This is a genomic window from Flavobacterium sp. ALJ2, assembly GCF_015594725.1.
Lineage (GTDB): Bacteria > Bacteroidota > Bacteroidia > Flavobacteriales > Flavobacteriaceae > Flavobacterium.
Genome location: NZ_JADNRC010000010.1, coordinates 157768 through 176447 on the forward strand (window position 1 = coordinate 157768; position 18680 = coordinate 176447).

An 18680-nucleotide genomic window follows, 5' to 3' on the forward strand; every position below is an offset into this window, starting at 1 on the left:
AATACAATGAAAATCAGAGAGATCAGAAAAAGTGACCTTGACTCTTTAAGAGACATATTCTTAAAAGAAAAACAAATATAAATACCTCTGAAAATTTCAACCAATATCCTTAATAATAACAGCTATTCATAAAATTGATTATGAAAACACTTCAAAATGAAATAGTAATTGAATTGCTAAATGCTATGGATGAATTTAAAACTATAGCAGAGCTACTAATTAATAAAGTAATCAATGAAACAAATCAATCTGAAATTGAAGCAATAAAAAAAGGGAATTATGACGAAATTGAAAATGCTGATTTCTTAAATAACAAAAAAACATTATCCGATAATTGGTTTTATGATGTTCATGGAGAACATTGCATGTTTGAAAATACAATAACCAGACAAACTCTAGAAGTTTCTCTGGGGCATAAAGAGCATATTGCAAATTTAGATCCTTATTTTTTCTATAATTTCATTAAAACAACCAACCATCTTACACATCTTACCAAATATTCTGAGAGCCCTTTTAAAGATATGTTAGATTTATTTGAAGATCTTGAACAGAAAAAATTATTAAAACATATTGATAGAATTGAATATAGAAAAATATAAATAAAATCCTCTTCTACAAAAAAATAATGCCACACATGAAACAAAATAAATACGACGATGAATCCTTTTTTGAGAATTATGGTAAAATGCCTCGTTCAGCCGAAGGATTAAATGCAGCTGGTGAATGGTACATTTTACGCGAAATGCTCCCTGAATTTAAAGATAAAAACATTCTTGACCTTGGATGTGGATATGGTTGGCATTGTATTTATGCCAAAGAACAAGGCGCCAAAAAAGTTATTGGTATCGACTTATCTCAAAAAATGATCGAAAAGGCCAAAGAAAATTCAAAAGACTTAGCCATAGATTATAAACAAATCGCAATTGAAGATATCGACTTTAAAGCCGAAGAATTTGATGTTGTCATTAGTTCGCTAGCATTTCATTATGTAAAAAATTTAGAAGCAGTTTTTGATAAAATTAATACCTATCTAAAAAAAGGCGGAAGCTTTGTATTTTCAATGGAACACCCAGCGTTTACCTCCCGACCAGAACAAGATTGGTTTACTGACTCAGAGGGCAATCGCTTACACTGGCCAATAGATAATTATCAAGATGAAGGCATAAGACACACAGACTTTCTAGGTCATGAAGTAATTAAATACCATCGAACTTTTGAAACAATTGTAAATACATTAATCAATGCCAACTTTACAATTAAACAAATCTCAGAACCTAAACCTTCCGAAGAAATAATAGAGAAATATCCCGAAATGATTGACGAAGCTAGAAGACCAATTTTTATATTGATATCGGCAGTTAAGAATTAAATAGTACATTAAATATGAAGCGAATTACAGTTTTTTGCGGATCAAGTTTTGGAAATAAAAAAGAATATGAAACTCAAGCCTTTCAGCTTGGACAAATACTATCTAAAAACAATATTGATCTAGTTTATGGTGGAGCCAAAGTAGGGCTCATGGGAGTAGTTGCAGATGGTGTTTTGAATAAGAACGGAAAAGTAATTGGTGTTCTACCCGACTTTTTAATGAAGAAAGAAATTGCTCACGATAATTTAACCGAATTAATTATTGTAAAAAGCATGCATGAAAGAAAAACCAAAATGAATGAATTAAGTAATGGTATAATTGCTTTACCAGGCGGATTTGGAACACTCGAAGAGTTTTTTGAAATGCTCACCTGGGCACAATTAGGGCTGCATAAAAAACCAATTGGAATTTTAAATAGCAATGGATTTTACGATTTATTATTAGAGTTTATATTAAAAATGGTAAATGAAGGTTTCTTAAAAGAGATAAACCAACAAATGATAATCGTAAGCACAGATGCACAGGATTTAATAAATAAAATGAAAAACTACGTGGCGCCAGAAGTTGGGAAATGGATTAAAAAAGGAAATGAATGAATCATTAAAAATCAAAAAAACATACCACTAGATAACTTAAATTTAAAAGTACCAAAATTGATTTTTAATGTAAGTGAAGAATTAATCATTCTCCCATAGCCAAAATTAAATAATCAAAAAGGTTGTTACGTAGTAAAAAAGCCATATTTTTGTAATAATCTAAAATAGACATTCTACTATATTATAAAAACATTAAAATGAAATTGATTAATGTCATAGAAATTTCACCCTCGACATATTCAAACAACAATTATAAAAGCCCAAATTGTACATTTTTAGAAAACCAAACGGCATGGTATAATTATTGGAAAAAATGCATCAACGATAGCAATTTAACAGAATTAGAACCCATCGAAAAAAGTAGTTATTTCGTTGATATAAATACTATAAATGATAATAGCCTAAAAATAATTCTACAAAAAGCACTTGAAGAAATTGACATCGAAAATATTGATGATGAAATCTTACCCTTTAATGGTGGAATTATATTAAAAATTAATGATCAAAAATTTATTGAACCTAACTGTTGTTGTGATATTGGAAATTTAACAGAATGGCTAAATATTTTAATTGCAAAAAAGGAAGAATGGCATCAACTATGGATTGGACATCCTTGGGTATTTTTTAAAACAGTTAATGATTTAATTTATTTTTCAGATTACACTGACGAAAACAATAGTCAAAATATAAAAGAAAAATTCTCTGTTTCTAAGAGTTCATTTGAGAGGGAATTAAAAAAAACACAACTCCTACAAGAAGATTTTAGATTAAGGATAAAAAAAAATATAATAGAATTAAATATTCATCAACCAGATAAAATTGCTAACTTATTAACAGGTCTAAACTAAGAACATAAAGAACAAATTAAATCCTGTAGCTTATTTTTAAATTCCTGTAACCAACATACAAAGAACCCTACAATTTTGTATAGCACTATTTAATTATGAATTTGAGCAAACAATGATCCATGATAGCAAAATGGCATTCTTTCCTCTCACCGAAGGTAATAACAGAATTTTGTGAGCTTTAGCAAAAGGACAAATATACAATCCAACAATAAACGGAACAATAGTTTATTTTAATACAACTTTAAATTTGGCTTTAAAAAATGGTGCCGAAGTTTTATTTCCAATAACTTCAAATGGAGAACATGGCTCAGTTGTAGAATTTAAAGACTCCCAAGGAAACAGAATAGCATTACATAAGATTAATAAATAAAATAGAACCTATCAAAAACAAACAATACTTTACTAATTAAAAATGGAAAAATTAAAACAGAATGAAGTACCTACTCAAAAGATTTATAAAGACCGAGCAATCTGGGTTGGAACATTTTTAGGTGGACCTCTTGCTGCAGGTTATTTAATAGCCGAAAATTTTAAGGCCTTTAATGAAACTCAAAAGGCAAAAACAACATGGATAATTGCAATTATAGCAACAATAATAATTTTTGGTGGCATTTTTTTAATTCCTGAAGATGTAACAATCCCAAATCAGATAATACCCTTGGTATATACTGGAATTGCTTTTTATTGCGTACAACATTATCAAGGACAAAAAATAAATGAACATATAAATTCTGGTGGTCCATTTTATGGTTGGTGGCGAACAATTGGGATTGGATTCATTGCTATTTCAATTACGCTAGTTGTCATAATTGGTGTTATTTTATATACTGAAACAACAGGATTTAATGAAGTAACAAAAGAGTATGGCGTATTGAAAAACGAAATTGTTTATGAAGACAATATACCAGCGAATGAAGTAGATAAAATAGCAGAGAGTTTTGAGAAAACTGCTTTTTTTGAAAATACAATCAAAAAACATTTATACTTAAAAAAGGATAATTCTATATATGAAATTTCTATTTCTTGCAATCAATATATTACAGACGATCCTGAAGCGCAAGCGTCATTTGTTCTATTAAGAGATGAAATACAAAAAGAATTCCCTAACAATAAGATTGTATTTAATTTAGTTGTTGAAAGCCTTGATAATATTATAAAACGCATCGAATAATAATTATAAAAGTAAAGACTCGGATAAAAAACAGATTTAAAAAACAATACTTAAGCCTTAAGAGAAAATCCTTTTTTATCCGTGTTTTCGCCTTACCAAATCTATATCATCCGGATCCCTTTTTCAGTCAAATATTAGTGTTTTTAACTTAAAAAAAAAATAATTTCCTTAACTTCGTTTTCCACATAAAACCTCTGCAAATTATGGCATGGAATCCTGAAAAATACAACGAGTTTAAAGCACTTCGCTACAAACCTTTCTTTGATTTGGTTGCCCATATTCTGGATAAACCAAGCATGAAAGTCATTGATTTAGGTTGTGGAACTGGAGAGTTAACCCAAATGCTATCCGATAAACTAACTAATCCATCAGTAAAAGGTATCGATTCCTCGAAAGAAATGCTGGAAAAGGCCAAAGAATTTACCTCCATACAATTTGATCAAAAAACCATCGAAGAACAAATCAATACGGGAGAGAAATGTGATTTAATTTTTGCAAATGCATCTATCCAATGGGTTGATAATCATGAAGAATTATTTCCTAAAATTATATCGTTATTAAATTCCGACGGACAATTGGCAATCCAAATGCCTTGTCAAAACGAAAATTTACTCAATCAGATTGTAATCGAATTGGTTCAGGAAGAACCGTATAAAAGTGCATTGAATAATTGGAAACGACTTTCTCCTGTACTTACAATGGATGATTATGCACAAATATTATTCGAAAATGGAGGTACAGATATAGTTATCTACCAAAAGGTATATCCTATGATAGCAGAGTCTACTGACGAATTATATGAATTTATATCAGGCTCAACATTAGTTCCCTATTTTGAAAGATTAGAAGGTACAATAAAAGAACAATTCATTCAAGAATTTAAGAATCGAATCCAAAAGAGATTTAATAAAATACCATCATTATATGCATTCAAAAGAATACTTTTATATGCAAGATTCTAAACCATAACTAGAAAAAATAGCGATATGACTGGTAATCGAAACGAAAAAATTTCTATTGAATGGAATGAACCTAAAACAACCGTTGATTTCTAATTCAAAAAATAACAGATGATACCACTTATGTAGTTATCAGAAATTATGGATTTGATAAAGAAGGCGACGAACTCTTAAATATAATCAAAGATGCTACTGGCGGGTTTACTACAGTTCTCGACGGATTAAAAACCTATTTAGAACACAATATCAACCTAAACCTTATAGCCGATAAATTCCCTAAAGAAGCTTTTATCAAATAAAAAAAGACATTATCAAATCATATTAAAAAAATGAGCTCAGAAAACAATTATATAGAAGTGAATAAAGAATCATGGAACAGTCGGGTTGAGTCACATCTAAAATCTGATTTTTATGATTTAAAAGGTTTTCTAAAAGGAAATACATCATTAAACAGTATCGAATTAGAATTACTAGGTGATGTAAAAGGTAAATCAATCCTGCATTTGCAATGTCATTTTGGTCAAGACACCATTTCTTTAGCAAGACTTGGCGCAACTGTTACGGGTGTCGATTTATCAGACAAAGCAATAGATGGCGCAAACAAACTAGCAAAAGAAGTAAATGTTGAAGCATCATTTATATGTTGTGACATCTACGACTTACCAAACCATTTAAACCAAAAATTTGATATTGTATTTACAAGTTACGGAGCGATTCCATGGCTACCAGACCTCGATAAATGGGCAAAATTAATCTCTGATTTCCTTAAGCCAAATGGAAAATTAGTCTTTGTTGAATTTCATCCTGTAGTTTGGATGTTTGATGATGATTTTGAGAAAGTAGCCTATAATTATTTCAATTCAGGGGCAATAATAGAAACCGAAGAAGGAACCTATGCTGATAGAGAAGCGCCAATTCAGCTAGAATATATATGCTGGAATCATAATATGGGAGAAGTTATAAATAGCCTAATTAAAAATGGACTAGAGCTAAATTCTTTAAATGAATTTGATTATTCACCATACAATTGCTTTAATAATACAATCGAGTTTGAACCAAAAAAATACAGAATAAAACATCTGAATAATAAAATTCCGATGGTGTATTCAATACTTGCCACAAAAAAATAATAATCTAAAAAATACAACTTATCACATTATGCAAACAACAATTGGATTAATTCTAGTCTTAATTTTTATATTCCTAGCTGGAATTCATATTTATTGGGGATTTGGCGGAAAATGGGGAAATGATGCCGCAATACCAACAACCGAAAACAATGAAAAAGTAATCAACCCAAAACTAAAAGAATGCATGGTAGTTGCAATCGGATTACTTAGTCTTTCGGTTATCGTTTTAATAAAATCAAAAATAATAATCGTAAATTTACCTTCTTGGTTACAAGAATATGGACTTTGGATTATCACAATACTATTTATGGTGAGAGCTATTGGCGAATTTAAATACGTAGGATTCTTTAAAAAAGTCAAAACCACAAAATTCGCACAAATGGATACAAAATACTTCTCTCCATTATGCTTATTAATTTCCCTTTTAGCTACAACATTAGCATTAACAGCATGATTTTTTGCGCTACTTATAAATACAATAACAATATAATTTGAAATCTAAAATGGAATTAATTACTATCGAAGAATTTTATATAATCGGATTATCAGTAAGAACGACAAATGAAAATGACCAATCTGCAATAGATATACCAGCACTTTGGAATAAATTCATGACAGAAAATACGATCGAAAAAATTCCAAATAAAATAGATAACTCAATCTATTCTGTCTACACAGAATATGAAAAGGATTACACAAAACCATACACTACAATTTTAGGCTGTAAAGTTTCAAGTTTAGACAATATCCCAGCTGGAATGACTGGAAAAACTATTGCAAAAGAAACCTACAAACAATTTACAGCCAAAGGGAATTTAGCAGATGGTATAGTAATCCAGAAATGGATAGAAATATGGAATTCTAATCTTGAAAGAAAATATACAGCCGATTTTGAGATATACGGAGAGAAAGCATCCAATCCAGAAAATGCCGAAGTGCCTATTTTTATAGCAGTTTAGTAAATCATAACTCGTTAAAATAATTTCTGATAAAAAAGAACAAAAAATATTTCTTTCACATAACTAGCTCTTAGTTTTTAAACAATTGAAACTTCACTTTTTGAAATTTATAAAATCTATACTCAAAAGTCAATTTATCAATCCAAGCTAATAAACATCGCTATAAATAAAAAAAGCTTCAGATTCCTCTGAAGCTTTATCATAACGTCCTTTGACGTAGGTCATATAAAATACCTTAAAAATTGGTGTTTATTTTTTTAGAACGGTCAATAATGTATGAGATAAGCCAAGCTATTGGTCCTTCCTTTACAAAGTATATTTTCTTTTTCTCTAAATTAGGAATACCTTCTACAAATGTCAATAGTATATTGTTTGCTGAAATTAAATATTTTTGATCGTATATGTTTAAAACTCTAGCTGCTTCTTTATCCGTTTTAGAAAGATTACTATACTTACTGAAGTTATTCTTCAATACAGCATCATAATTCATAATATCTTCTAGACTAAAAGGGACATAATGATTTTTAGTGTTTTCATTAAAATATAGTGTTGTAAAGGCCCAAACAGCTCCACCAGATAGGTATATTTTTTCTTTTTTCAACAAAAGAGGATTAGAGTCAAGCATTTCCTTCACTTTCTTACGCAGAACAGTATTATAATCAAAAGATTTTTCCTGATATACTAACATATTACTAGCTTCTTTTTGATTGACAACTGTTCTCTTTACAGCATCAGTAAGTGTCATAGTACCAAAATCAAGCTCCAAAGGCATAAACTCTAATTTATTACCTGAAAGCTCATCAATGTATCCACCTTTAGTATTTGCGGCACCAATATCAAGCAATATTGCATTTGGATAATCAACAGGAGGTATAGATCCCTTAACTAATATCCTAGTTTCTTCGTTAATATTGATAACATCTAGGCTTTTGTTGGTTAGAGAAGTAATCCTCTTTTTTAAAACATCAAGATTGCGAGCAGATGTAAAAACAGAAGAAGCAACTAAAAAGATATTCTCTTCAAGAATATTGTACTTCACTCTTATTTCTGATAAATGATTAAAAATGATACTACTAGCTTTGTTAATGTCTTCCTGAGTAAGTTCACCATAGGCAGTAATGTTTTTAGCAAAACTAAGTCCCTCTTCAGAAACGTAGTAAACAATTTTGTAATCTGCTTTCTTGATATTATTTACCTCCACAACGGTAACTTTTATTGTTCTACGCCCGATTTCAATTCCGGCATAAACGTTTTTTTGAGAAAATGAATTAATGGAAAAAAATAAATTTAAAAGAGTGAAAATTAGAATTTGGAATTTGTTTTTTTTAAACATGTGATTTAGTTACAGTTATAATTTAATTTGGAGTAAAATTTTTAATGTGTGTGTGTTTAAATAAGAAGTTTGTGTTACATTTTTTTAAATATCAAAATTAAAATACTGCTGAACTAGGCTCTTCGTGAGTAATTTAATGTCTTTTTATATTAACTATAAAGTAAAAAGAATTTCATAATGGTTAGTGTATAGATGACTAAATAAAAGAATCATTGGCTATCATATCTAAAATGTGACGAAGTAAAAACTGTTAAATAAAACACCGCAAATCTATAAAAACATTTACTAAAACAAACTCAGTTATTAAGAAAATGTAGTGTTAAATTATCCAGAGAGCAATGTAAAGTTAATGACAAACCATTTTACTCCCTAACTCACTGTAGAAGAATAGGCTATAGTACTGAATTTAATTAAGAGAAGAAAGAATCGATTTTAATGAGTTACTTGAAGAATAACTGTACTTGAGTTTAATTAAAAAAAAAATCAACAGATCTCAATAAAAAAACCATCTTAAAAAGATGGTTTTTATAATAATCGCTTATAGGAATTAATATTTCTTCAAGTAAACTGATTTCCCATTTATAAAAACTTCATATTGATTTTTATCCTCATAATATACTGTTTTTATAACATCTCCTTTAAAAATAGAAATACCTCCATGAGTTCTACCATCAGTTTTGGTAGTGTAATCATATTTCATTGTTGTGTTATAAGGACCAACTGCTAAGCTATATGCTGAGAATGGAGTTCCTCTTAAATCAAACTCTTGTTTTGAGTCAATAATTTTATCATCACTATAAAAATTAGTAATTTGCTTAGTAAGCGGAATATCAGGATAAAATTGATTAACTTTTTTAATAAATTCATATTGCTCAATACTTACTGGCTCAATTTTGGACGTAACTGTTTGAGAAAAAGAAACTGTAGTAACTAAAAGTAATAATAAGGCAAATCTTTTCATAATTGAATAATTTTAAATTAATAATTATAGCCCTTTACAAAGCTAACTTGTTAAAAAATTAGATTTTTCACTAAAAATTTCTTTAATGAAATAACAAGGTACGAAATATTTATCTTTGCATTGAAATAAAAAAATTATTTTTTAAATATAATGACTACAAAAAAATACATCAAATTAATCCTTATTTTGGGTTCTTTAACTGCTCTTGGTCCGTTTTCTATCGATATGTACCTACCTGGTTTCTCTGGAATTGCCAGAGATTTAAATACCACTGTTGCTAAAGTTTCGATGAGTTTATCTAGTTATTTTATAGGTATATCGGCTGGACAATTGCTTTACGGCCCTTTATTAGATCGATTTGGAAGAAAAAAGCCCTTGTTTGTAGGGTTAATGATTTATATTTTGGCTTCTTTAGGATGCATTTTTGTTACTGACATAGACACTTTTATCGGTTTACGTTTTTTACAAGCCGTTGGTAGCTGTGCTGCTACTGTTGCATCTGTTGCAATGGTTCGTGATCTTTTTCCTGTAAAAGACATTCCTAAAGTATTTTCTATGCTTATGCTTGTTGTAGGCCTTTCGCCGATGCTTGCTCCAACTATCGGTGGTTACGTAACTACTGATTATGGCTGGCATACTGTTTTCTTTATATTAATGTGTATGGGCATCGTAATTTTATTGGCTGCTCTAATTGGTTTACCCAACACGCATAAACCAGATACGACTATCTCGTTAAAACCTAAACCTATAATTACAAACTTTCTTAAGGTGGTAAAAGAACCTCAGTTTTTTACTTATGCCTTTACTGGTGCTGTATCTTTTTCTGGTTTATTTACTTACGTAGCGTCCTCTCCTATCGTTTTTATGGATATTTTTAAAGTAGATGCTAAAATATATGGTTGGATTTTTGCCTTTATGTCTTTGAGCTTTATTGGTGCTAGCCAACTAAATTCTTTTTTATTAAGAAAGTTTTCTAGTCAACAAATGATTTTTGGAGCTTTGATTACTCAATCTGTAATTAGTATTGTCTTTTTAATTTTAGCAATAAACAATCTTCTTGGTTTATATGAAACAATTGGTATGTTGTTTATTTATTTAGCTTGCCTGGGAATTTCAAATCCAAATACTGCTGGTCTTACTATGGCACCTTTTTCCAAAAATACAGGAAGCGCATCAGCATTAATGGGTGCAATTCAGCTTGGTTTAGGTGCAATAGCCTCTTTTGCAGTTGGCGTTTTTGTGAAAAATTCTATCATTCCGATGGTTGCTATTATGACAACTACTACAATTACTGCTTTTATAATTTTAAATATTGGTAAACGTTTTATAAAAGAAAAAGTAGCTATTTCTAACAATGATGAAGCAGGAATGATTCATTAATTTCTTTTGAAGTACTGTAGTCCTACACCTCTTAGATTAAAAAAAACAAAGTTGCAAAATTCCAATGGCTATAAAAACAACAGTTTAATTAGTTACTTAAACTATCAAATTAAAAATAAATAAGGCTTCTAAAAAAATAAAAGGTTTTTCTTAAGATTACTCTAAGAAAAACCTTTTTATGTAAAACATTAATTTGTCGTAAGATTTGTTAAAACTGTGACTTTTACTTTATTACTTGTTTTTTATCTGGTCTGATAATCATACGCAACGATTGATCTTTTGCAAAATAGGCTATCATCCAGTTGTAAAATGTACTTAAGCGATTGCGATATGTAATCAGAGAGACAAGGTGAATAAATAACCAGATTGCCCAAGCAAAGAATCCATTAAAATGCCATTTAGGTTTTGGTAAATCAACCACTGCCTTATTTTTACCAATAATCGCCATAGATCCTTTATCTAGATATATGAAAGGCTTTAATGGTTTATTTTGAACACTTGCTTTAAAGTTTTTAGCTAAGTTTATTCCTTGCTGAATGGCTACTTGTGCTACTTGTGGATGCCCATTTGGAAATGCAGGATCTGTATCCATGATAGATGTATCACCGATAGCATAAATATTTTGCATGCCATTCACTTTACTATATGCATCGGTTGCCATACGTTTGCCTCGTCCGTAACTTTCCATCGGAATACCATCAAAGGCTTTTGCCGAAACTCCTGCTGCCCAAATTAGGTTTTTGGTATGAATGGTTTCTCCGTTTGAAAAATGTACTACATCATCTACATAATCAGTAACGCGATTATTAAGTTTTACTACTACTCCTAAATCTGTAAGTGCTTTGAGTGTATCTTCTTGTGAAGCTTTACTCATCGGTGCCAATAGCGCATCTCCCCCATCAACTAAGTAAACATTACTTGCTGTGGTATCTAATTCCGGATATTCTTTTAATAAAATATTTTTACGCATTTCGGCAAACATTCCCGAAACTTCTACTCCTGTTGGTCCACCTCCAGCTACAACAAGGGTTAATAGTTTGCGACGTTTTCGAATATCTTTGGTAATAGTCGCTTTTTCAAGGTTTTTAAGCAACGTATTGCGCATTACTATGGCATCGTTTAGTGTTTTCATCGGAATGGCATTTTTCATTACATTCTCCATTCCGAAATAACTAGTTTCAGCACCTGTTGCAAATACCAAATAATCGTATGCTAATTCTCCGTTATTAAGAATTATTTTATTTTCTTCCGGAACTACTTGTTGTAGTTCTCCCAATCTAAACTGTAGATTTTTTTTGCCTGCAAAAAATTTCCTAAATGGATAACTAATACTTGATGGTTCTAAAAAAGCAGTCGCAACTTGATATATAAGTGGTGGGAAAAAGTTATAGTTGTTTTTATCTACAAGCGTTACTTGTATTTGTGGCTGATTTACAAGCTCTTTCGCTAGATTTATTCCTGCAAAACCTCCGCCTATGATTACTATCTTCATATATGTTGTCTATTAAATAGGTTTTATAAAAAAATACCTTACAAAAGTACAACATAAAATAGTGGTTACATACTCATCAATACTTACTTTTTGAATTTTTTAACAGGTTTTTCAAGTTTACAAATTCTATTTCGATAGTTCTTCAATTCTATCAATTATATATTTGATTTCGTTTTTAAATTGCTTCTGATAACCTATAGTAATAGCATTTTTATATATTAAATCGAAGCGTATCCAAAAGCCAAAACTTTTTAAAACATACTGAGGCTGTGTACTTTCATCAAAAGAAAAATCAAAATTAAATTCACTTATAAAGGTATTATGAATTGAATTTATATCTTTTAATTTATTTTCTTTTATTAAATTAATTTCTATATGCTCACCATCAAAATAGGGTGAGTAAAATTTAACATCATGCCATTTTCCTGTAAGCCAATTGATTGCTTCATAAAAATTATCATATGATGTTACTCTGATATCATGCCTAGGAAGAATAAATACTTTATCTTTTTTATCTTTTGTAACACAAAGAATATCTCCGTTAAAACTGTAACCTATTTGAATCGCATTTAATAAATCCTTGGCAGTAAAAGTTTCATCAACTTCCCATAGATCAGCATAGTCTTTAAATGTTTTTGGGATATTATTTTCATCTGGATATTCTACAGCTACTTCATTACAATAAATCCCTTCTCCGTATTGACTAAGAAATTCAATATAATCTTGCGGAAGTATTTTAAAAATACTTCCGTTGCAATTATTTATTTTCAAATTTCTATCTGGATCAAGTAAGCTTGCTGTTAAAAATATTTTATTTTTCATTTTACTATACTAATACCTGAATGTCATAATAACGTCAAAACATTAAAATACAAAAATATTACTTTTTGAATTTTTTAACAGGTTTTTCAACTACCTCTGGTTTGTTTTGCAAGATATAATTGGCTAACAACTTCTCTATCAATTCATCTTTAGTTAAATGATGAAAAACTGTTTTTACTTTTGTTTTTAAATCTGCCGAAACGTCGTGATTGGGTTTTGTTTTAAAAATTTGTTTTGCCCACAATAGTGTATTATTTTCTTCCAAACTTGCAACTGATGGTTTTTTAAACTCTTTGAATTTAATTCCCAATTCTTTTTCAAATTCAGTTATTTCAATTACTTCTTCTGGTTGCAAAACTGTAAGTGATAATCCCTTTGCTCCTGCTCTGGCCGTTCTACCGCTTCGGTGTACATAAGCTTCGTAAGCATCTGGTAAATGATAATTTACTACATAAGAAACTTCTTTAACATCTATTCCTCTAGCTGCCAAATCTGTAGCAACTAATATATTGATATGCCCTTCACGGAATTGCTCCATGATTCGGTCCCTGATTCCTTGAGATAAACTACCGTGTAAAGCTCCTGATGAAAAACGGTTAATCGCTAAGTTTTTGGCTAGTTTGTTTACTGCTGCTTTTGTTTTACAAAAAATAATTCCGCGTTCTCCGTCTCTAGAATTTAGGAAATGCATTAAAACATCTAGTTTCTCAATCGGATCAACAACTATATATTCATGATCTATTCCTTGATTCCCTACTGTTTCCATATCAGCGCTTACCTGAATTACATTTTTAGATAAGTAAGTCTGAATCAATTGCTTGATTGTTCCAGGTAATGTTGCTGAGAATAAAAATGTTGTATGCTTTTTTGGTAATTCGGCTACGATTTCATCCAGGCTTTCTTTTAAGATTGAAACCATTTCGTCGGCTTCATCCAAAATAAGATATTGCGTTTCTTTTAAATTGATTGCTTTTCGCTGCATCAAATCAATTAAACGTCCTGGTGTAGCAACTACTATATGTGTAGGTTGTGTAAGTCGTTCTATTTGTGGTTTTATTGGAATTCCTCCGCAAGTTGCCGCTATAGAAACTTCTGGCAAGTATTTTGAAAAATCTTCTAAATTTTTAAATATCTGATGTCCTAATTCTCTTGTTGGGACTAAAATCACTGCTTGAACTGTTGGGTTCTCAGGATTTATTAGCTGTAGCAATGGCAATCCAAAAGCTGCTGTTTTTCCTGTTCCAGTTTTGGCTAAACCTACTACATCACTCTTATTAGCTAAAATTAGCGGAATAGTTTTCTGCTGAATTTCGGTTGGAGTGACTATATTTAATTCGGTTAGTGCTTTTAGTACTGGTACTGAAATCCCTAAATCTGAAAATTGTTTTGACATTGTTTTAATTTATTGAAAAATTTAAAGATTTAAAAATTTCTGATTGTGTTTTTTAAACCATTAAGGGATTAAGTTTCATTTAGACTTGACTTAATTTTCTTAATCTCTTAATGGATATTTTTTTTATAAATATAGAACTCTTAGCCCTGATGGTAACGGCATCCTTTTATTTTTTTTCTTTAAAAAAATAAAAGATATAGTGTACAGCAGGTCCCGATAGCTATCGGGATAGCTCCTAATTATTCAACTTCTTTTTGAGTTTTAGATTGTACCGTGTCATTCTCTCATACAAATAGGCCTCTACTCCACTCAGAGTGAGAACAAACTTTTGACTTTATGTCTTTCCGCTTAAAGCCCTATAAAGGTATCAATCTGGTTCGTTCATTATTTTTTCACGGTATTTTTTACCGGTTAATAATACTAACTTCAATTTATAATCGTCTATTAGCCATTCTCTGTAATTCTTACTACATTGACTCAAACATTTTGAATATCTCTTGATTCGACAATCAATATCGTCATCTAGTTCTTTTCCTAATGCTTTTGCTTCTTGTAGTGTTTCTGAATTATCTACACACATTGCTGCGTGTTGTTCTAATGATTTATCCAAAACTACTTTTGAACGCAAATTTTGAGCAATAACAAGTTTATGTTCTTCATCAACATCAAAAGTTACATCGGCTGTTTTGCTGAATTTTGCACGCAATTCTGGTGGCATACTGTACTTAAAATACAATTCTATTTCGGTGTCATCACGTAAGTTCTCTAAATAAAACTCTGGTGATTTAAAGATATGTTGCCAATTTACTGGCTCACTCCATAATCCGAAACGTGCTGCATTATTTCCTAAATCGATTACTGTAAATTCGTCTTTATTAGGTAATTTTCTTGAACCACGACCAATCATTTGGTAATATAATGTCAATGATTTTGTCGCTCTGTTTAATATAATAGTCTCTACTGTAGGCTCATCAAAACCTGTGGTTAAGATACCTACAGATGTTAAAATAGCATCTGGTGTTTTCTTGAACCATTGCAAGATATCTTTTCGTTCTTCGTTACTACTTGTATTATCTAGATGACGAATATCATATCCTGCTTCTCTAAATGTTTCATATACATATAATGAGGTATGAATACCATTGTTAAAAATTAGGGTTTTCTTGCCAAGTGATTTTTCGGTATAAGCATGCAATAATTTTTCTTGCATGATTGTATTTGTATATAAATCATCTGAAGATTTTACTGTGTAATCTCCATTGATACCTACTTTTAATGATGTTAAACCTACATCATAACTATAGGTTGTTGCTTTTGCCAAAAATCCTTTTTCTATTAATGAACCAATTGTGTCTCCTACAATTAATTCATCATAACTTTCGTGCATTGGTAATTTAATATTCGAACTTAACGGCGTTGCTGTTACTCCTAATATAAATGCATTTTTAAACGAGCTTAATAATTTTCGGAATGAATTGTAATGCGCCTCATCGATAATTACTAAACCAATATTATCTAAATGTAATTTTTCGTCATTAATACGGTTTTTTAATGTTTCGACCATGGCAACAAAACAAGAATACTCATTTTGATCCAATAGCTCTTTTACCTTACTATTGATAATCTTGTTTTTAACACCAAAACCTTTTAACATTTTTGAAGTTTGCTTACAAAGTTCAATTCTGTGTGTTAAAACTACTACTTTTTTTTCATGCTGCGATAAGTAACGGCGTACGATTTCTGAGAAAACTACTGTTTTTCCTCCACCAGTAGGTAATTGGTACAATAAATGATGTTGTGCCGAACCATTATCTAAACGATCGAAAATGGCATCAATATCGCCTTTTTGATACGCATAAAGTTCCTTTTTTTCTTCTCTTTCTATTTCTAAGGTGTTTTGAGACATTTTATTTTATTGGTTTTTGCAAAAATACACCTAAAAAACAGTTATATTGTCTTTTTTATCTTAAAATAAAAGGAAAAGTTCTCGATTATTTAATTATGGGCGGGTTCTAAAAAGTCGTTTTATCCAAAATTACTTCAAAATCAGGCTCATTTTTCCATTTTTGAATAATAGTTTCCTCATGAATTTGATTTATTCTAGATTTAAATTCCGCTAAAATTCCATTTGAAATTATAAATTTTATTGCTTGTTCAAATGAATTGAACATGCTTTTATAAAAAAGCTCTTGCTTTATTGGGTTTTCTGATGAGTAGGTTTGTGCAATTTCGATATTATAAAGCATTACATCAGCAATTACAAATGGATCAACTCCTAAAAGTATAAAATGCTTGATGTATTTTTGAGCTACTGAGCGACGCATTTTTGGTTTTGTGCGCCTTTTTGATGCTTTTGCTTTAATTGGAAAATATTCATGCGAAATTTTTAACTTACATTCCTGCAGCAGTGTTTCTTCTTTAGGATTGAATACAAAATCATAATAGACTTTTACAGGGCTGAATTTCTCGTACAATTCAATTATTTGCTCTTCTAATTGTTCTTTAGTAAGATCGTTTAAATATTTTTTTAAATCACGTTTACTCATTATCAAAGTTTAAGATTGTAAAAGTAAATTACTTTATCATTCTATACCCTAAAAATCAAGCAGAATCATTAATTTTACCGTTAATAATTAAAAAAAAAATAAATGCTCAAGATTTTTAAGATTACTGCGATTTTAGAAGGAATTTCATATCTCGTTTTATTTTCTAATATGCTTTTTATTAAGCCTACTAACATAACTTTATATAAAACTTTATTATTCCCTATCGGAATGAGTCATGGTTTACTATTTATAGGATATATTTTATTAGCTATTTTACTAAAAAGTGCTCAAAAATGGGATTTTAAAACTTTCATGTTAATCTTAATTGCTTCTGTAATTCCGTTTGGCACTTTTTATATTGAGTATAAATACCTAAAAAATGCTTAAATTCTTGGAGAAAATTTTCAACTACTTATACCCTCTTTTTAGAGATTGGGGCATGAGCCGTAATATTGCTTCTTATCTCAGTCTTATTTTTAATATTGTTATATTAATCATAATCGCATATGCCGTATATTATCTAGCCAAATTTGTTTTAGTTACTCTTACTGCAATTTTTGCCCAAAAAACAAAAACCAAGTTTGATGACTTTTTAATCAATAATAAAACTACTAAATATACCGCTTACTTAATTCCGTTTTTCTTTATCTATAAAGCCGTTCCAATAATCTTGGATAAATATGAATATTGGGAATTGATTTTCGGGAAAATTGTTGGTGTTTATATCGTATTATTATTGTTGTGGATTATTCGAACTATTTTTAATTCGCTTAAAGATTACTTAAAACAAAAACCAGAATACAGCGATAAGCCTATTGATAGTTTTATTCAGGTAGTAATGATGGTTCTATGGATATTTGGAGTAGTAATTATTATTTCTAAATTATTTGGAATCAAACACGGCGAATTATTAACCATACTAGGAACTCTTTCGGCAATTATTATCTTAATTTTTAGAGATACTATTCTTGGTTTTGTTTCAAGTGTTCAGGTTGCCGTCAATGATATGGTTCGTATTGGTGACTGGATTACGATGGATAAATTTGGTGCTGATGGTGATGTAATCGAGATCAATCTTGCTACTGTAAAAGTTCGAAACTTTGACAATACGATTACCACTATTCCTACTTATGCTTTGAGTTCAGATTCGTTCCAGAACTGGCGTGGTATGCAAAAATCAGATGGACGTCGTATCAAGAGACATGTTTTGATTAAAACAAGTACGATTCGTTTTTTGAATGATGACGATCTTAATCAGATGAAAAAAATTCAACTTATTACTCCTTATATTGAATCACGTCAGGCGGAAATAGAAAAGTTCAACGCTATACATGGCGTAGACAAAACTTTAGCTTTAAACGGTCGTAATATGACTAACCTTGGTTTATTCAGAAAATATATTATCCAATATATGTTGAATCATCCGGGATTAAACAAAGATATGCATATGATGTGCCGTCAGTTACAATCAACTGCTCACGGGGTTCCTCTAGAAATTTATACTTTCTCGAGTGATAAACGTTGGGCAAACTATGAATATATCATGGCCGATATTTTTGATCATATTATTGCTTCGGTAGAATATTTTAACCTTGAAATATTTGAATTGCCATCTCAGATTGGTCATATCGAATAATTCTTTTAACCGTATAGGTTATTCTAAACCACATAAGTTATATAAGTTTATTTGAGCAAAGCTTAATTTTATTATACAACTTATG

At 30.1% G+C, this 18680-nt stretch carries 20 protein-coding genes; 13 read left to right on the forward strand and 7 right to left on the reverse strand.

The window, feature by feature from the left end; translation table 11 throughout:
* Positions 1-140: 140 nt before the first annotated feature.
* The 10 genes from IUY40_RS13170 to IUY40_RS13215 all read left to right on the forward strand — a co-directional run bounded on the left by IUY40_RS13170 (position 141) and on the right by IUY40_RS13215 (position 7032).
* Positions 141-599: a hypothetical protein gene (locus IUY40_RS13170; protein ID WP_195737322.1), complete on the forward strand. Its 459-nt coding sequence runs from the start codon at positions 141-143 to the stop codon at positions 597-599.
* A gap of 35 nt (positions 600-634) precedes the next feature.
* On the forward strand, positions 635-1369 hold the full coding sequence (locus IUY40_RS13175; RefSeq protein WP_195737323.1) for a class I SAM-dependent methyltransferase: 735 nt from the start codon (positions 635-637) through the stop codon (positions 1367-1369).
* Positions 1370-1383: 14 nt separating this feature from the next.
* Positions 1384-1965 (forward strand): TIGR00730 family Rossman fold protein, encoded by a 582-nt coding sequence (locus IUY40_RS13180; protein WP_195737324.1) that lies wholly within the window; start codon positions 1384-1386, stop codon positions 1963-1965.
* Between the two features lie 197 nt (positions 1966-2162).
* Entirely contained in the window at positions 2163-2813 is a 651-nt protein-coding gene (locus IUY40_RS13185) for a hypothetical protein (RefSeq protein WP_195737325.1), read from the forward strand.
* A 247-nt stretch (positions 2814-3060) separates the two neighbouring features.
* Entirely contained in the window at positions 3061-3183 is a 123-nt protein-coding gene (locus tag IUY40_RS19620; protein WP_255520469.1) for a hypothetical protein, read from the forward strand.
* 42 nt (positions 3184-3225) lie between these two features.
* A complete protein-coding gene (locus IUY40_RS13195; RefSeq protein WP_195737326.1) occupies positions 3226-3984 on the forward strand; it encodes a hypothetical protein in 759 nt (252 codons plus the stop codon).
* 203 nt (positions 3985-4187) lie between these two features.
* Complete coding sequence (locus IUY40_RS13200; RefSeq protein WP_195737327.1) at positions 4188-4946, forward strand: methyltransferase domain-containing protein; 759 nt, start codon at positions 4188-4190, stop codon at positions 4944-4946.
* 326 nt (positions 4947-5272) lie between these two features.
* Positions 5273-6073: a class I SAM-dependent methyltransferase gene (locus tag IUY40_RS13205; RefSeq protein ID WP_195737328.1), complete on the forward strand. Its 801-nt coding sequence runs from the start codon at positions 5273-5275 to the stop codon at positions 6071-6073.
* Positions 6074-6101: 28 nt separating this feature from the next.
* Positions 6102-6527, forward strand: a complete 426-nt coding sequence (locus tag IUY40_RS13210; protein ID WP_195737329.1) for a DUF3995 domain-containing protein — start codon at positions 6102-6104, stop codon at positions 6525-6527.
* A 49-nt stretch (positions 6528-6576) separates the two neighbouring features.
* Complete coding sequence (locus tag IUY40_RS13215; RefSeq protein WP_195737330.1) at positions 6577-7032, forward strand: GyrI-like domain-containing protein; 456 nt, start codon at positions 6577-6579, stop codon at positions 7030-7032.
* Between the two features lie 235 nt (positions 7033-7267).
* Here IUY40_RS13215 and IUY40_RS13220 read toward each other — a convergent pair whose 3' ends face one another.
* Positions 7268-8365 carry an exopolyphosphatase gene (locus IUY40_RS13220; protein ID WP_195737331.1) on the reverse strand — a complete coding sequence of 366 codons (1098 nt, stop codon included), beginning with the start codon at positions 8363-8365 and terminating at the stop codon, positions 7268-7270.
* Between the two features lie 547 nt (positions 8366-8912).
* The gene (locus IUY40_RS13225; protein ID WP_195737332.1) at positions 8913-9326 is read right to left on the reverse strand and encodes a hypothetical protein; all 414 of its coding nucleotides are present in this window, start codon (positions 9324-9326) and stop codon (positions 8913-8915) included.
* A 150-nt stretch (positions 9327-9476) separates the two neighbouring features.
* On the opposite strand from IUY40_RS13225, the gene IUY40_RS13230 reads away from it, so the two are divergent.
* Complete coding sequence (locus IUY40_RS13230; protein ID WP_195737333.1) at positions 9477-10706, forward strand: multidrug effflux MFS transporter; 1230 nt, start codon at positions 9477-9479, stop codon at positions 10704-10706.
* A 223-nt stretch (positions 10707-10929) separates the two neighbouring features.
* Here IUY40_RS13230 and IUY40_RS13235 read toward each other — a convergent pair whose 3' ends face one another.
* The 5 genes from IUY40_RS13235 to IUY40_RS13255 all read right to left on the reverse strand — a co-directional run bounded on the left by IUY40_RS13235 (position 10930) and on the right by IUY40_RS13255 (position 16959).
* On the reverse strand, positions 10930-12198 hold the full coding sequence (locus tag IUY40_RS13235; RefSeq protein WP_195737334.1) for an NAD(P)/FAD-dependent oxidoreductase: 1269 nt from the start codon (positions 12196-12198) through the stop codon (positions 10930-10932).
* A 126-nt stretch (positions 12199-12324) separates the two neighbouring features.
* Positions 12325-13020 carry an SMI1/KNR4 family protein gene (locus IUY40_RS13240; protein ID WP_195737335.1) on the reverse strand — a complete coding sequence of 232 codons (696 nt, stop codon included), beginning with the start codon at positions 13018-13020 and terminating at the stop codon, positions 12325-12327.
* 58 nt (positions 13021-13078) lie between these two features.
* A complete protein-coding gene (locus IUY40_RS13245) occupies positions 13079-14413 on the reverse strand; it encodes a DEAD/DEAH box helicase (protein ID WP_195737336.1) in 1335 nt (444 codons plus the stop codon).
* A 367-nt stretch (positions 14414-14780) separates the two neighbouring features.
* Complete coding sequence (locus IUY40_RS13250; RefSeq protein ID WP_195737337.1) at positions 14781-16319, reverse strand: DEAD/DEAH box helicase; 1539 nt, start codon at positions 16317-16319, stop codon at positions 14781-14783.
* Between the two features lie 106 nt (positions 16320-16425).
* Positions 16426-16959 carry a DUF6155 family protein gene (locus IUY40_RS13255; protein WP_195737338.1) on the reverse strand — a complete coding sequence of 178 codons (534 nt, stop codon included), beginning with the start codon at positions 16957-16959 and terminating at the stop codon, positions 16426-16428.
* Positions 16960-17061: 102 nt separating this feature from the next.
* On the opposite strand from IUY40_RS13255, the gene IUY40_RS13260 reads away from it, so the two are divergent.
* Together IUY40_RS13260 and IUY40_RS13265 are read left to right on the forward strand one after the other, a co-directional pair.
* Positions 17062-17346: a DUF3817 domain-containing protein gene (locus IUY40_RS13260; RefSeq protein ID WP_195737339.1), complete on the forward strand. Its 285-nt coding sequence runs from the start codon at positions 17062-17064 to the stop codon at positions 17344-17346.
* The gene (locus IUY40_RS13265) at positions 17339-18595 is read left to right on the forward strand and encodes a mechanosensitive ion channel domain-containing protein (protein WP_195737340.1); all 1257 of its coding nucleotides are present in this window, start codon (positions 17339-17341) and stop codon (positions 18593-18595) included. Before IUY40_RS13260 ends, IUY40_RS13265 begins: the two co-directional genes overlap by 8 nt.
* Positions 18596-18680: the final 85 nt, after the last annotated feature.